This window comes from Streptomyces sp. NPDC043996 (assembly GCF_056435225.1).
Window position 1 is genome coordinate 502147 of the sequence record NZ_JBWKEY010000004.1, and the last position, 15029, is coordinate 517175.

Consider the following 15029-nt stretch of genomic DNA (forward strand, 5'->3'; position numbering starts at 1 on the left):
CCGCCGTGTCCTTGGGGCACGGCGGGCCCTTCCCCACCTCGCGGCTAGCGCGCCGCCATGGCGCTCAGCGCCGTCACAGGGAGCGCTCCAGGCGCTCCGCCACCACCTTCACGAAGCGCGCCGGGTCGGCGGGGCGGCCGCCGTCGGCCAGGACGGCCAGGGAGTGCAGCAGTTCGGCGGTCTCGCTGAGCCCTGAGCGGTCCTCACGCTCCTTGAACGCCTCGTTGAGGCCCTTCACCAGCTGGTGCCCGGGGTTGAGTTCCAGGATGCGCTTGGCACGCGGCACTTCCTGGCCCATGGCCCGGTACATGTTCTCAAGCGCCGGAGTCATGTCGTACGCGTCCCCGACGACGCAGGCGGGCGACACCGTAAGGCGTGCGGACAGGCGCACCTCCTTGACGTCGTCGGCCAGCTGCTCGCTCATCCAGCCGAGCAGGCCCGCGTACTCCTCGGCCTGCTTCTCCCGCTCGTCCTCGGACTTCTCGTCCTCTCCCGCGCCGAGGTCGATCTCCCCCTTGGCGATCGACTGCAGCCGCTTGCCTTCGAACTCGCCCACCGCGTCGACCCACATCTCGTCGACGGGGTCGGTGAGCAGGAGCACCTCGATGCCCCGCTCCCGGAAGGCCTCCATGTGCGGGGAGTTGTCGATGCTCTGCCGGGACTCGCCGGTGATGTAGTAGATGGCCTCCTGGCCTTCGCCCATCCGCTCCACGTACTGCCGCAGCGTGGTCGTCTCCTCCTCGCCGCGCGTGGTCGCGAAGGACGTCACCGCAAGGAGGGCGTCGCGGTTGTCGGAGTCGGTGACGAGACCTTCCTTCAGGACCGCGCCGAACTCCCGCCAGAACGTGGCGTACCGCTCGGTGTCGCCCGTCATCATCGTCTTCACCGACGACAGGACCTTCTTGGTCAGCCGCCGCTGCATCATCTTGATGTGCCGGTCCTGCTGGAGGATCTCGCGGGACACGTTCAGCGACAGGTCCTGGGCGTCGACCACGCCCTTGACGAAGCGGAGGTACGGCGGCAGCAGCGCCTCGCAGTCGTCCATGATGAACACGCGCTTCACATACAGCTGCACGCCGCGCTTGAAGTTCTGCGAAAACATGTCGTGCGGGGCGTGTGCCGGGATGAACAGCAGGGCCTGGTACTCGAACGTCCCCTCCGCCTGCAGCGGGACGGTCTCCAGCGGGTCGCGCCAGTCGTGGCTGATGTGCTTGTACAGCTCGTGGTACTCGTCCTCGGACACCTCGTCGCGCGAGCGCGCCCACAGCGCCTTCATCGAGTTCAGCGTCTCCGGCTCGGCGGGCGCGGCCGCCTCGTCGGACCCTTCGGCCTCATCCGACCCCTCGGCCTTGCCGGTCTCGGCCCCCGGCTGCCCGACCAGCTTGACAGGCCAGGTGATGAAGTCCGAGTAGCGCTTGACGATCTCCTTGATCTTCCACACCGAGGTGTAGTCGTGCAGCTGGCTCTCGGGGTCGGCGGGCTTCAGGTGCAGCGTGACGGAGGTGCCCTGCGGCGCGTCGACGTCCTCTTCGAGGGTGTACGTGCCTTCGCCCTTGGAGGTCCAGCGGGTGCCCTTCGGCTCGGCCGCGCGCCGGGTGAGCAGCGTGACCTCGTCCGCCACCATGAAGGCGGAGTAGAAGCCGACGCCGAACTGGCCGATGAGCCCCTCCGCGCCCGCCGCGTCCTTCGCCTCCTTCAGCTCCTTCAGGAATTCGGCCGTGCCCGAGTTCGCGATCGTGCCGATGAGCTGCCCGACCTCGTCGTACGACATTCCGATGCCGTTGTCCCGGACGGTGAGCGTCCGGGCTTCCTTGTCGATCTCCAGCTCGATGTGCAGATCAGAGACGTCGGCGTCGAGCGTGTCGTCACGCAGCGCGGCGAGGCGCAGCTTGTCCAGCGCGTCGGAGGCGTTGGACACGAGCTCGCGCAGGAAGACGTCCTTGTTCGAGTAGATCGAGTGGATCATCAGCTGGAGCAGCTGACGTGCCTCTACCTGGAACTCAAACGTTTCGGTCGGCATGGTTCTCGATTACCTCACTTGTTCCATGATTCGCCGGTCATCGGCGCGGTCTTGTCATAACGGTCGTGCCACGGCGTGAGTGCCACAACGGTCTGTCGTAGCGGTTTCGCCATCGCGGTTGTCGTAAGAGATCATCTCAGCTGGTGTGATCGTTCGTGTGCGGATGGTGCCGAACGCGCGGTTCCCGCCAGCGGTACGGTCGCGGGGCGGGCGCCCGGCTACCGCTCCGCCTGGCTGATCGCCCCGGCCTCCGGGACGACCTCGACCATGTGCTCCACCCAGCAGTCGGTCCGCTCCACCGCGGCCTCGGCCCCGCAGCCGCCGCACAGGAGGTTCGGCCCGTCGAGGCCGTCGGGCCCGCAACAGCCTTGGCGCCGCGCCTGCTTGGTGTGCGGCACCGTGCCGGGGGCGTCCTCGGGGTGCAGGACGACCGCCCGCGTCACGGGGCTGATCGCGTACGTGCCCCGCGCCAGCAGCGGCAGCCCCAGACGCTCCCCCGTGAACACCTCGGGCGTGGGTGGGTACGGGACCTCCCCGACCTCGCCGCTGAGGGGGTGGCCGCAGTGCGCGCAGATGATGACCGCCATCACAGCATTGTGCCCCGGGGCTCCGAGTGCGGCGGGTGTGTGGCGGGTGCGCGCAACCTCCGGCGGTCCAGGGCGGCTTCGCCGGGAATCAAGCCCGGCATGGACGCCGGGGGCGTGATCGAGCGGATCGTGGTGTCCGCCGCGTCCGTGGTGCCCGCGCCCTCGGGGGCCGGTTTCACCGAGGCGTCGACCCTGTTGACGAACGCCACGACCGCCCGGATGGCCTTGGACGCGTTGGCCGTGCCGAGGGGCGGGGTGGTCGCGGTCACCGGTGCGGCGGGGGGCGTAGGCGGGTACGCGGTGGAGCTGGCCAAGGCCGACGGGCTTGCCGTCATCGCCGACGCCTCCCCGCGCGACACCGAGCTGGTACGCGGCTCCGCGCCCGCCCCGCTGTCACAATGGGGCACTGTGCGAGACATTCCCCCGGCCGCCGCCCCCGCCGAGGACCCGCGTGACGCCGCCGCCCGGTTCACCGGACAGCCGGTGGAAGGTGTGCGTCCGCTGTCATCGGCCCTCACCGAAGTCGCCCTGGGCAGCGGGCGGGTCGTGATGGTCAAGCGGGACGGGGCGCCCGGCGCGACGCGGGCCGAGGCCACGGGGCTGGACTGGCTCGCCGCGGCGGGCACGGTCCGGGTGCCGAGGGTGTACGGGTACGACGAGCGCTGGCTCGTGACCGACCGGGTGGCGACGGGCAGGCCCGGGGCCCGCGCGGCCGAGCGCTTCGGGCGCGACCTGGCCGCCCTGCACGCCTTCGGTGCGCCCGCGTTCGGCGCCCCGCCCGCCGACGGCCTCCAGGACGCGTACATCGGACGCGCCCCCATGCGCAATGTGCCCGGCGCTCCGTGGCCGCGCTGGTACGCCGAGCACCGCGTACTGCCGTACGTACGCCGGGCGGTCGACGACGGGACGCTGCGGCCCGGCGAGGCACGCGTCCTGGAGCGCGTCTGCGAGCGGCTGCCCGAACTCGCGGGCCCGGCCGAGCCGCCCGCCCGGCTGCACGGCGACCTGTGGAACGGCAATGTGCTGTGGGGCGCCGACGGCCACGTACGGCTGATCGACCCGGCCGCCCACGGCGGGCACCGCGAGACCGACCTGGCCATGCTGCACCTGTTCGGCTGTCCGCAGCTGGAGCGCGTCCTCGACGCCTACCAGGACGCGGCGCCGCTCGCCGACGGCTGGGCGGACCGCATCGGTCCGCACCAGCTCTTCCCGCTCCTCGTGCACGCCGTCCTGTTCGGGCGCGGCTACGCGGAGCAGGCCCTCGCGGTCGCGCGGACGGCCCTCGCGCGCTGAACCACGACCCGGCCGGTCCCCGGCACGCCTGGGGAAATTCCCGCCGCCGCGGTGGGTGAACGCCACGGCAGGGGGGACCCGGGCCCTGGTCCCGTCCGTCGTGTTCCCGGGCGGGAGGCCTAGAGAAGGGATGCTTTCGTGGACGAGAACATGTGGGGCTACCGTCCGGCGGCCGGCTACCGGGCCGGGTCGGAACTGACGGGTTTCAAGGTCGAAGCGAGCGACGGCGGCATCGGCAAGGTCGACAAGCACTCCGAGGACGTCGGCGCCGCCTTCATCGTCGTCGACACCGGCGTGTGGATCTTCGGCAAGCACGTTCTCCTGCCTGCCGGGACGATCACCCGGATCGATGTGCCGGAGCGGACGATCTACGTCGACCGCACCAAGGAAGAGATCAAGAATTCTCCTGAGTTCGACAAGGAGAAGCACATCGGTGACCCTGCCTACCACGAGCAGTTGGGCACCTATTACGGACGCCCGCGGATGTGACGGCGACCGGTTGACCCGACCGGCCTCGCCGCCGTACCGGACGTCTCGATGCCCGGCCCGCACGACCGGGCCGGGCATCACTCCGCCCTCGCCCGGCTGCCCGGACGCGGCGCCCCGTCTCAAGCCTGGGCGCGGTCGCGCTCCCGTATGAAAAATCGTCAACTCGTTCGGTCTCTATGGAACGATCACCGCCATGGAGATCCTTCGGCAAGTGTTCCTCGTCTTCCACCTCTTCGGGTTCGCGGCGCTCCTGGGCGGCATCTTCTTCCAGCTGCGCGGAAAGGACCCGGTGACGGGCAGCTACATGCTGAGCAGCGCGGTCGTCCAGCTGGTCACCGGCGCGGGACTCATCTGGACCCGAACGTCCCTGGACCTGACGGTGGTTCACTCGAAGATGGGGGTGAAACTCGCCCTGGACGTCCTGGTGGCGGCGACAGCGCTGGTGGGCATGCGCAACAAACAGCCGTGGGCCTTCTATGCCGTCGGTGTGTTCACCGCGGCCGCGGCCGTCGTGGCCGTCGCGTGGACGTAGTTGCCAGGCGGGCTCGCGAGCGGCGCGTCCGGTGCATCACGCTGGCCGGGGTGGCGCGAAATCGATCATGTAAATGATCATGAACGCCTGATCCGATGTATACCTTCGGTGTGACTTTACGCGTTTCCCTCCTCACTTCCTGCACCTCGGCCGTCCTCGTCTCGGCGGCCCTCACCGGGCCCGCCGCCGCGGCGGAGCCGTCGGCGCCGTCCCCGCGGACCGCTGGCGCGCCCGCCGAGAACGCCTTGTGCGTCTACAGCACCGAGACCACCGAGAAGACCACCGGCGGCTACGTCTGGGACGTGGGCACCCGTGCCTACGCGCTCTGGAAGTCCGATGACTTCCAGAGCAAGTACGGGAAGCTCTCCTACGGCGAGCAGACGAACAAGCTCCTGTACGAACTCAACGTCAGCCAGCATGTCTTCGGCCACAGCTGGCTGGTGCACTTCAACTCGCACGGCGCGTTCCAGCGCAAGCTCGCGGGCGGCGCCACCGCCCGCTATGACACGTACTCCTTCCAGCCCGAGGACCCCGACGGCCGCAACGGCGACGGCAGCCCGGTGGACGGCATGTCCGTCAACTACTCCGGCTATGACATCAACGTGCCCGGCAAGCCGCTCGTCGAGTGGGACCGGCCGAGCCGCAAGCAGGACCGGGGTGGCGCGTACGCTCCCCGCGCGGCCCGCTGCAAGGCGCTCAGTCCGGCTCAGCAGACCGCGTTCGAACGGGAGATCGCGCGCCGCAAGCAGGTGGACGAGAAGTACACGCTGCTGCCCAGCTGGAAGTACCTGCTGACCGGCGGCTGGGCCGGAACTCCGGCGCGGAACTGCACCACCTTCGCGCTCCAGGTGTGGGACACCACCATGGTGAACACCCCCTCCGAGCAGATCGATCCGGCCCTGCCGCTGGCGGCCGCCGAACTCAACCGGCGTGGCGCCGAGGTTCCGGCCGACCTCACCCAGAGCGAGTTCTCCGCCTGGATTCCGGCGCTCGCGGGCAAGTGGATCCACGAGAAGAACGGCAACCGCGACGAGAACGACGAGGTCCCGCGTTTCGCCGACGACACCCTGACGCCGGTGACCGCCCCGGTCGCGTCCGGTGACCGCGGGGTCGCCAAGGTCCCGACGCCCTGACGGCGTCCGGCACCCGGTGCCCCCCCTTCAGGCGCCCGCCCCGGCCTTCCGCAGCCCTGTGAAGAACCTCCGGATGTCGCCGACGAGGAGTTCCGGCTGTTCCATGGCCGCGAAGTGGCCGCCCCTGTCGTACTCGGTCCACTGCGTGATGGTGTTCGTGCGGTCCGCGATGTGGCGCAGGGGAAGGAAGTTGTCGCGCGGGAAGACGGCTAGGGCGGTGGGTGTCGTCGAGGGCTCGACCGGGGCGCCCCAGTAGTCGGCGTGGGCGCGCTCGTAGTAGAGGCGGGCCGAGGAGCCCGCCGTGCCGGTCAGCCAGTACAGCATCACGTTCGTGAGCATCCGGTCGCGGTCGACGGCGTCTTCCGGGCGGTTCTCGCAGTCGGTCCACTCCTTGAACTTCTCCGTGATCCAGGCGAGTTGGCCGACGGGTGAGTCGGTGAGGCCGTACGCCAGGGTCTGGGGGCGGGTGGACTGGATGTCGGCGTAGCCCTGGCGGTCGCGGGCCCACGCCTGGAGGCGTTCCCAAGAGGCCTGGGTGCGCTCGCGCTCCTCGGGGCCGAGCGCGGCCAGGTCCTCGGGGCGGGGCTCCTCGGCCTGGTGCGCGTGGGGCAGCAGGTTCAGGTGGACGCCCAGGACGTGCTCGGGCCGGGTGCGGCCGAGTTCACGGGAGACGGCCGCACCCCAGTCGCCGCCCTGCACTCCGTAGCGTGCGTAGCCGAGGCGGGCCATCAGCGTGGCGAACGCGGCGGCCACCCGCTTGAACTCCCAGCCCGCGCTCGTGGTCGGGCCGGAGAAGCCGAAGCCGGGGATGGTCGGGAGCACCAGGTGGAAGGCCGCCGCTCCGGCGGCTCCGTGGGCCCGCGGGCGGGTGAGGGGGCCGACCACGTCGGCGAACTCGACGATCGAGCCCGGCCATCCGTGCGTCATGAGCAGCGGTGTCGCGTCCGGCTCGGGCGAGCGGATGTGCGCGAAGTGGACGTTCGCTCCGTCGATCGTGGTGGTGAACTGCGGCCACTGGTTCAGCTCGGCCTCCGCGGCCCGCCAGTCGTAGGTGTGCCGCCAGTGGTGCGCGAGCTCCTTGAGATAGCCGAGCGGGACGCCGTGGGACCAGTCGGCGCCGGGCAGTTCGTCGGGCCAGCGGGTGTGGTCGAGGCGCTGGTTCAGGTCGTCAAGGGCGCTTTGGGGTACGTCGATGCGGAACGGGCGGAGGGTGTCGTCGTCCAAGGTCGTCACGCGGCGCATGCTACGTCGGAGCCCTCGGCGGCGGCTCCCGCTTTCCGGGAGAGTGCGCGCCGGGCGGAGCGGCGACATCAGCGTCACCGGCGATGACCCGACGGCCCCGGCCACCGTCTTCGGCTGCCTCACGCAGCCGGACCCCGACTTCGCCATCGTCACGCCCTGACCCGACCGTCAGGCCGGTGTGGTGGAGTCCCGCGGGCCGTAGAGAGCCGCGGGCTCCCCGGTGGCCAGGGCCCAGTAGCGGTCACCGTAGGACCAGTGCCACCACTCGGTGGGGTAGTTCACCAGGCCCACCGCGGTGAGGGCGGAGGCCAGGAGTTCCCTGTTCGCGCGAGCCAGGGGGCTGATGTGGGGGGCGTGGGTGTAGCAGGCGCCGTCGCTCTCCTCAGGGTCGGCGTTCATGCGCGTACCGAGGTCCAGCTCGTTTCCCTCGGTGTCCGCGAGGGTGAGGTCGACGGCCGCGCCCGCGCTGTGCGGTGCGATCTCCGGCGGTGACACATACCGGCTCGCCGCCGCGTGGACGCGCTCCGGGGACCAGTCGGCGTTCGCCGCCCGCAGCTGACCGGCGTACTCCTCGAAGTACGCGCGCTGGAGCGAGAGCGGCCTGAAGCCCTCGACGTACAGCAGCCGCACCCCGTTCGGGAGCAGCGCGTCCGCCTTCAGGAGCCGCTCGTGGACGCCTTCCCTGAGGTACGCGAACGCGTCGGCCGGGTCCCGCAGCCGCTCGTCGACCAGCAGGCTGCCGCCCGCGCGTACGTCGACGAGCGGCTCGCCGCACTCCTCGACGGGTATCGCGGCGACCCTCGGATCCGCCATCAAGACAATCTCACTCATGACGCGATCATCTCGCGGCGACCGCGCCGACGTCGACCGGGGATGTCATCCCAGGGGTGCACGGGCCCGGCCGGGATTGTCATCCGGGGCTGATGGGCGGGCCCGCGTCTGGTTCCTAGCGTGAGGGAGGACGGATCGCTCACGAGGACATGTCCCCGTGACGCACCAACTCGACGTGGAGGGGGAGTTTCTCATGAGACGCGGACTTCTGATGGGTGCGGTGGTGGCCGCGGTCATGGCCGGCGCCGGTGTCACCGCGCCCGCGGGGGCCGAGCAGGTGCCGGAGCGGGCGTCCGCGGCGGCGCCGCGCCTCGCCGGGCCAGGGGGTGGTCATCGGATCGGCCTGACCACGCTTCACCTCAAGGACGAGGGCCGCGCCGACCCGTGGGTGCCGGGCGAGCGGCGGGAGTTGATGGTGTCGCTGTGGTATCCGGCGGCGAAGCCCTCGGGCACGCGCGCGGCGTACATGACCGCGGCGGAGTCCCGGACGTATCTGGAGGCCTACGGCGAGAGCCGCGCGCACGGTGCTCCGGGCAGGCAGGGGGGTGCGGCCGAAGCGGCGGCGCTGCCGCCGGAGGTGCTGAGCACGGTGGTGACCCACTCCACCGTGGACGCCGCACCGGACCGGGGGCGGACCAAGCGCCCCTTGGTCCTCCTCTCCCCCGGCTTCGGCATGCCGCGCGCCACGCTGACCGGCATCGCTGAGGAACTGGCGAGCCGCGGCTACGTCGTCGCGGGGGTCGGCCACAACTACGAGGCACATGGCATCACGTTCCCCGACGGCCGCACCACGGAGTGCGTGGCGTGTGCGGACGACGACTTCCCCAGGGTCGGGGCCGTGCGGGCCGCGGACATGTCGTTCGTACTCGACGAGCTCACCGGGCCGACTCCGGCGTGGCGGCACGGCGGCCTGATCGACGGCGGCCGCGTGGCCATGGTCGGGCACTCGGCCGGTGGCTTCAGTACGATCCCGGCCCTGCTGTCCGACACGCGCGTCAAGGCGGGGGTCAACATGGACGGCAACTTCCGCTTCCCCAACGACAAGCCCGTGGACCGGCCCCTGCTGATGCTCGGCAAGCCGAGTCATGTGCCCGGCGGGCCCGACGCCACCTGGGACAGGACATGGCGGCAGCTCACCGGCTGGAAGCGGTGGTTGAGCATCGACGGCACCGAACACGGCTCCTTCACCGATGTGGCCCCGCTCGGCGAACAGCTCGGTATCAAGGGCCAGGACCTGGACGGCGCCCGCTGTGACACCCTCACTCGCGCCTATGTCACCGCGTTCGTCGACCGGCATCTGCGCGGACGGCACACACCTCTGCTGGACGGGCCGTCGGCCCGGTATCCGGAGGTGAGGTTCCACCGGCCCTAGCCGATGCCCTCTGGCGCCACGACGTGCGAAAACCCGTTGAACAGGCGGTTCGGTCACTGCGATAGTCCGGCCATGACGACGCCCACCGCCGCCCCCGTGGACCTCCCGCTCGCCGACGGCCTTCTCCTGCGCCAGGCACGGCCCGCCGACCTCGACCAGATCGGCGCGCTGCTCACCGAGCGCGGTGAACCCGCCGACGCCCTGGACCACCGCCTCGTGGTCACGGACCCCGACGCCGGGTGGGCGGCCTGTGCCGTGGTCGTCGACGGCGACCGGGTCGTCTCCACCGCGACGCTCCTCGACGAGGAACTGCGCGTCGGTGACGTCCGCTTGCCCGCGGGTCAGGTCGAGCTGGTCGCCACGGACAAGGAGTACGAGGGGCGCGGCCTGGTCCGGGCGCTCATGGGCTGGGCCCATGAACGGTCCACCGCCCGTGGCCATGTCGTCCAGGCCATGATCGGCATCCCGTACTTCTACCGCCGCTTCGGCTACGAGTACGCCATCGACATCCCCCCGGCGCGGGCGGTGCGCACTCTGCCGCCCGGCGGGAGCACCCCCGTCCCGCGCGCCGCCCGGCCCGCCGACCTCCCGGCCATCGCGGCCCTCCAGGACGCGGCACAGGAGCGGTTCGACGTGGCCATGCCCCACTCGGCGGGGTGCTTCCGGTGGCTGCTCGCGCACGAGGCCAGCAGCCTGTGGGTGCTCGAAGAGGACGGCGCCGTCGTCGCCACCGGGCGCACGACTCCCCCGCACGGCGGCGGGGTGCTGCTCGCCGAGGCCGCCGCTCGCGACGAGGCCGCGGCGCGGGATCTCCTGCGCGGTGTCGCGGCCCAGGTCCCCGACGGCCGGGTGCGCGCCGTCCACCGGGCGGGCACGGTGACCGCCGCCGCCTGGGAGGGGTTCCTCGACGCCGGGCCCCGCGCGGGCGCCGAGCAGTACTACGTGCGCGTCCCGGACGTGGCGGCGCTCCTCGACCGGCTGCGGCCGCTGTTCTGGCGCCGCCTCACCGCCGCCGGGCTCGACGCGGGTGACCGCGACATCGTCCTGTCCACGTTCGGCGCCCACTACCGCCTCCCGGTCCTCGCCGACGGCCTCGGCGAGGTCGTCACCGGCGGCCCCCTGCAGGGCCCGGGAGCCGTGGGCGGCGCCGGGGTGGCCCCCGACTACCTGCCCGCGCTCCTGTTCGGCCCGCACGGCATCGAGGGCCTCTCCCGGATGCGCCCCGACGTGTACGCCACGCGGGACGAGTTGTTCCAGGCCTTGTTCCCGCCGCTCACGGCGGACGTGCTCAGCTACTACCTGCCGTACTAGAGGTCTGTCCGACGGGCCGCGTGACAGCCGTGGCGGTGGAGACCCGCCCGCACGGCAGGCGGGGCCCGAGCGCGCACGCTCAGGCCCCGCCATCACCTGGGGAGCTCAATTCCCCGTGTCCGAAGGTTCACCAAGGGCTACTTCAGAGCGCGTTCCAGGGCGTTCGCGTAAAGTCGCGCGCCACCGATCTTCGGATGGAACGAGGCCATCCCGACTTCGAGCGCACCCGTCTGGTCCGCCTTCGACAGACCCGTCTTCACGATGCCGTGCACCATCTCCGGGTCACCGCACACCGTCTTGCCTTCGAAGTCGTCCCGGGGGTCCGCGAACACCGTGTTCGCTCCGGTCGCGCTCCCGACGTCCGCGGCGGCGCCCTTCATCTCTTCGTTCAGGGTGTCCGCGACGGTGTTCAGCCACGGGGCCTCCGCGGTGCCGATTCCCGGAACGCACTGCCCCTTCCCCGACAGCAGCCGCGGGTAGCCCATGAGGACGATGCGCGCGTGGGGTGCCCGCTTGTGGATCTCGTTCAGTGTCTTGGCGATGCGTGGACGGATCTCATCGTGGAGCCACTTCGGCGCCCAGTCCTTCAGCGGTCCCGTCTCCCCGCTCGCGCCGGAACCGGTGTCCGGGTCCTTGTTGCCCATCGACGAGTTCTGGCACAGGTCCAGGCTCTTGTACACGCACTGCTTGAACACGTCCGTGAACCGGGCGTCGTTACCGCCGATCGACAAGGTGACCAGGGTGGTGTTGTTGTCGAGGTAGCCGGTGTCGATCTGTTTGCCCTCGCCCATCTGGTCCTTGCTCAGGATGTTGTAGTGGCGCGCGCCCGAGCAGGCGACGAGGTGGTAGTCCAGTTGCGGGTCGAGGTCGTCGGCCAGCTCCCCGATGGACTTCGTCTGGCCCGGGAGGGCCGCCTGGCGCGACCACGCGTGCCTGGAGCGGTGGCAGCTGTCGGTGACCTTCTCGTTGAGCTTGTCGTAGTGGTCGCTCTCCGGATAGAAGTCCTTGCCTCCCGCCTCGGAGGCGCCTTCGCCCGAGGAGTAGGAGTCGCCCATGGCGACGACGGCGTTCTTCGGCTTGCCGGGCAGGGGCTGGAAGGCGATCGAGCCCCAGGCGATGTCCTCGTCCGCGGTGCCGTCCTGCGTCGCGTTCGACAGCTCCACCTGCGGTGTTCCCGTGAACTGGAACGCGCCGAGGCTGACCCACCGGTCCGCGCGCTGTGTCACGAGCCGCTTCGGGCTGGTGGTGTCCGCGTTGTGCACGACGTAGGCGGCCTGCCGGGTCTGTGCGCCGGTGTCGGGCAGGTGCACCAGGACCCGCGCCCAGTCGAGCTTGTGTCCGAGCGTCCACTTGCCCTTGATCGTCATCCGGTTGTCCTCGCCGCCGAGGTTGTCCTCGTTGCGCGTGTGGGAGTACCAGAAGTGGCCGCCGTGGCCGCCGCCGATCGAGTGCAGGTCGGCCTTCGCCTCGTAGCGCTGGTCCTGGTCGGCGAGGAAGGTGAAGTCGAACGAGCCCTTCGACGACGCCTTCCCGCAACTGGACCACGTCTCCGTGCCGTTGGGGATGGAGGTGACGACCTCGGCGCCCTTCGGGGCGTCGGCGCATACCGGCTCACCGTTCTTGAGCCGGTAGCCGCGTCCGGGCTCGGAGCGCAAGGTGTCGTACTTGATGTTCTCGTGCCCGCACGACTGGGCGCAGTCGGCCTTCCACGTCGCGTTGTCCTCCGTCCACCAGAACTGCCGGTAGCAGGCTTCGTCCGGGCAGTCGGCGGGGTTGGACGGGTTGCAGTTGTTCTTCTTGTTGCAGAAGGTGTCCAGTGGCGGGCTGACCCGGGAGCGGTCGGCGACGTTGAGCCACCAGGCGGGACGGAAGCCGGCGGAGGAGAACCCGGACTCGTCCTTCCAGTCCTGGCGGCCGTCCGTGCCGTAGGAGAAGCCGGTGTCGATGGACCAGGCGGACCAGCCCATCACCTTCTCCTGGTAGGGCCAGTACTGCGGGTGTGCCGCGTCCCGGATGTTGTCCCGGCTGAGACTGACGTCCATGAAGGGGTGGTCCCACGCGCCCTTCTTGTACATGGGGTTGGCGGGGTTGTTGTACCAGCCCAGGCCCCAGTGGCCGCCGTTCTTCGCCGTGTCGGACTTCGGGTTGAAGCCGAGGTTGTAGTTCCAGGCGGCCGTGAACCAGTTCTCCACGCGGGACGGGTCGTCGTTGTTGACCGTGATCTTCTGGCCCTCCGTGTGCACCTCGTTCCACTTGTCGGCGAGGATCTTCATGGAGGCGGCGATGTTGGTCGCGTAGTCGACGGCGATGACCTGCTGCAGCTTCGGGTCGAGGCTCGTCTCCCCGTCCTTCTCGCGCCCCCGCAGGCGCATGCCGTCGGTGACCTGTCCGACGCCGTAGCCGCAGTCGGACTTCTCCCAGTTGACGCGCCAGTAGCCGAGGATGTTGTCCTTCGTGCTGTGGCCGTAGTAGCCGTCCACGGCGGCCAGCGGGTTGCCCATCTGGCCGGGGATCGCGCCCTTCTCCGCCTGCCACAGGTTGGACTCCTGCGCCAGGATGCCGAGCAAAACGTTGGCGGGGATCCGGCCGCCTCCGTTCAGCTTCGGCAGCGGAAAGAGACCCTGCGGGTCGATCGAGCCGAGTCCGGCCTGGCCGCGGTAGCCGCCCTGGCGGATCCACTTCTCGCGCAGTTCGCCGCGGACGGCCATGTCCACCGCCCACTCGACCTGGTTCGGCGTCGGCTGCAGCGCCTGGGCGCTCATGTCGTTGCGGGAGACCGAGCACCAGCGGTCGGTGTCACGGGGGTCGTGGGAGTCGGGCGCGAGCGCGCGGGCCAGCGCCCGCGGCCGGGTGGCACCGGTCAACGCGGGCGAGAGGCCGTTGCCGCCGTGCGACCGCGTCGAGGTGACCCGCTGCTCGACCTTCCGTCCCGTCGCCGTGGCGGTCGATGTGACGGTGATCGGCGCGTCGTCCGCAGTGTCGGGGGCCTGCCCGGAGCGGGCGCGCACCCCGGCCGCGGGCTCGTTCGCCTTGTCGAAGCCCTTTCCGGCCGACTTGATACGGGTCAGTCCGGCCCGGACGCCGGGGGTGAGGACGGGGTTGACGGCGAGGCGGCCGTGGGAGGAGACGTCGGTGTCGGCGGGTGCGTCGATCGTGGTGATGCCGCTCCCCGCCGTCTTCGCGCCCTTGGCGTCGCCCGTGAGGAAGGCACGGCCCCGCGCACCGGACGTGAGCTCCAGCTCACCGAGGCGTCCGGTGGCGACGGTGCGCGCCTTGCCGCGGCCGTCATACACCTGCGCCCGCGCCGTCTTCGTACCCTTGCGGTCCACGAAGCCGATGCGGCCGCCCGTCATGGGGCGGATGTCGAAGGGGATGCTGGCGCCCTTGGCGAGGCGTCGGCTCCTGCCCTTGTCGTCGATGTGAACGAGATCGCGGCCGAGGCCCGCGACCAGGCCGTCCTTCACTGGGACGGCCGAGGACACCTGCCCCGCCAGCTCGCCCGTCGTGGTCAGCGTCTTGCCGCCCGTGTTCACCGTGATGACGCGCGTCTTCACCTTCGACGCGTCGTTCATGTCGCGGTACTGGGTGAAGGCGGCGGTGTGCGTGGTGGTGTTACAGGCGGGGTCGAAGTAGGCGAGGGTGGCGGTGAACGGCAGCTTCGTCACCTTGCCGGTCCTGGTGTTCACGATCGCCGTGAACGCGCCGCCCTGCATCAGGTCGGGCTTGTTCGTGAACGCCCGGGGCGCGTAGACGGCCGCGACATGGGAGTCGTCCATGACGCACTGGTTGCCGATCCACGAATCGGCGGGCAGCCCGGGCTCCGAGAGGGCCGCGACCGCCTTCCAGTCGTACGCGTCCGCCTCGTCGGCGACGAGGATCCTGAAGCCGTTCGCGTCGGCCGCGCCGGTCACGGCCCGGTCCTCGCTGTTCTGCCAGCCCTTGCCGAGCTTGGTGTCCGGGCTCGCCACCCGGCTCAAGCGGGGTGCGGCGGACTGCTCGCGTCCCGTGGCCGTGTCGCGGGCCGGGGACCGTGGGGGTGTGGGTGGGGACTCGCTGGCGAGTGCCTGGGACACCAGGGGGCCGCTCACCACCAGCATGGCTGTGGCGAGGAGCAGCGGTGTCCGCAGGCGCTTCGACACACTATGACGGCGTATCAAAACAGAGACCTTACGTAGTTGTTGCGTGAGCCGACGCCGAGCCGAGGCCGGCGCAAGGGCAT

Annotated in this window: 11 protein-coding genes; 6 read left to right on the top strand and 5 right to left on the bottom strand. The window is 70.7% G+C overall.

Features of this window, described 5'->3' with window-relative positions; genetic code table 11:
- Positions 1-73: 73 nt before the first annotated feature.
- Both htpG and AC07A4_RS13090 read right to left on the bottom strand, forming a co-directional pair.
- A complete protein-coding gene (htpG, locus tag AC07A4_RS13085; protein WP_478596924.1) occupies positions 74-2020 on the bottom strand; it encodes a molecular chaperone HtpG in 1947 nt (648 codons plus the stop codon).
- Positions 2021-2238: 218 nt separating this feature from the next.
- On the bottom strand, positions 2239-2607 hold the full coding sequence (locus tag AC07A4_RS13090) for a hypothetical protein (protein WP_478596925.1): 369 nt from the start codon (positions 2605-2607) through the stop codon (positions 2239-2241).
- A gap of 417 nt (positions 2608-3024) precedes the next feature.
- Between AC07A4_RS13090 and AC07A4_RS13095 the strand changes: the two genes are divergently transcribed.
- From AC07A4_RS13095 to AC07A4_RS13110, 4 genes are all read left to right on the top strand, one after another.
- On the top strand, positions 3025-3900 hold the full coding sequence (locus AC07A4_RS13095) for a fructosamine kinase family protein (protein WP_478597508.1): 876 nt from the start codon (positions 3025-3027) through the stop codon (positions 3898-3900).
- 138 nt (positions 3901-4038) lie between these two features.
- Positions 4039-4389, top strand: coding sequence for a PRC-barrel domain-containing protein (locus AC07A4_RS13100; protein ID WP_478596927.1), 351 nt, complete (start codon positions 4039-4041; stop codon positions 4387-4389).
- Between the two features lie 193 nt (positions 4390-4582).
- Positions 4583-4921, top strand: a complete 339-nt coding sequence (locus AC07A4_RS13105) for a hypothetical protein (RefSeq protein ID WP_478596930.1) — start codon at positions 4583-4585, stop codon at positions 4919-4921.
- Between the two features lie 110 nt (positions 4922-5031).
- Positions 5032-6054 carry a hypothetical protein gene (locus AC07A4_RS13110; protein WP_478596932.1) on the top strand — a complete coding sequence of 341 codons (1023 nt, stop codon included), beginning with the start codon at positions 5032-5034 and terminating at the stop codon, positions 6052-6054.
- Between the two features lie 27 nt (positions 6055-6081).
- Here the strand turns inward: AC07A4_RS13110 and AC07A4_RS13115 are convergent, their stop codons facing one another.
- Both AC07A4_RS13115 and AC07A4_RS13120 read right to left on the bottom strand, forming a co-directional pair.
- A complete protein-coding gene (locus AC07A4_RS13115) occupies positions 6082-7287 on the bottom strand; it encodes an epoxide hydrolase family protein (protein ID WP_478596934.1) in 1206 nt (401 codons plus the stop codon).
- Positions 7288-7464: 177 nt separating this feature from the next.
- Positions 7465-8127, bottom strand: coding sequence for a M15 family metallopeptidase (locus tag AC07A4_RS13120; protein ID WP_478596937.1), 663 nt, complete (start codon positions 8125-8127; stop codon positions 7465-7467).
- 193 nt (positions 8128-8320) lie between these two features.
- Here AC07A4_RS13120 and AC07A4_RS13125 point away from each other — a divergent pair, with 193 nt between their 5' ends.
- Together AC07A4_RS13125 and AC07A4_RS13130 are read left to right on the top strand one after the other, a co-directional pair.
- The gene (locus tag AC07A4_RS13125) at positions 8321-9499 is read left to right on the top strand and encodes an alpha/beta hydrolase family protein (RefSeq protein WP_478596940.1); all 1179 of its coding nucleotides are present in this window, start codon (positions 8321-8323) and stop codon (positions 9497-9499) included.
- 72 nt (positions 9500-9571) lie between these two features.
- Positions 9572-10810 (top strand): GNAT family N-acetyltransferase, encoded by a 1239-nt coding sequence (locus AC07A4_RS13130; RefSeq protein ID WP_478596942.1) that lies wholly within the window; start codon positions 9572-9574, stop codon positions 10808-10810.
- Between the two features lie 137 nt (positions 10811-10947).
- On the opposite strand, the gene AC07A4_RS13135 is transcribed toward AC07A4_RS13130, so the two are convergent.
- Positions 10948-14949, bottom strand: a complete 4002-nt coding sequence (locus AC07A4_RS13135) for an SGNH/GDSL hydrolase family protein (RefSeq protein WP_478596944.1) — start codon at positions 14947-14949, stop codon at positions 10948-10950.
- Positions 14950-15029: the final 80 nt, after the last annotated feature.

Coding starts and splice junctions, on each gene's coding strand:
- AC07A4_RS13130 (WP_478596942.1), top strand. CDS start 9,572: ATGACGACGCCCACCGCCGCCCCCGTGGACCTCCCGCTCGCCGACGGC.
- AC07A4_RS13105 (WP_478596930.1), top strand. CDS start 4,583: ATGGAGATCCTTCGGCAAGTGTTCCTCGTCTTCCACCTCTTCGGGTTC.
- htpG (WP_478596924.1), bottom strand. CDS start 2,020: ATGCCGACCGAAACGTTTGAGTTCCAGGTAGAGGCACGTCAGCTGCTC.
- AC07A4_RS13120 (WP_478596937.1), bottom strand. CDS start 8,127: ATGAGTGAGATTGTCTTGATGGCGGATCCGAGGGTCGCCGCGATACCC.
- AC07A4_RS13125 (WP_478596940.1), top strand. CDS start 8,321: ATGAGACGCGGACTTCTGATGGGTGCGGTGGTGGCCGCGGTCATGGCC.
- AC07A4_RS13090 (WP_478596925.1), bottom strand. CDS start 2,607: ATGGCGGTCATCATCTGCGCGCACTGCGGCCACCCCCTCAGCGGCGAG.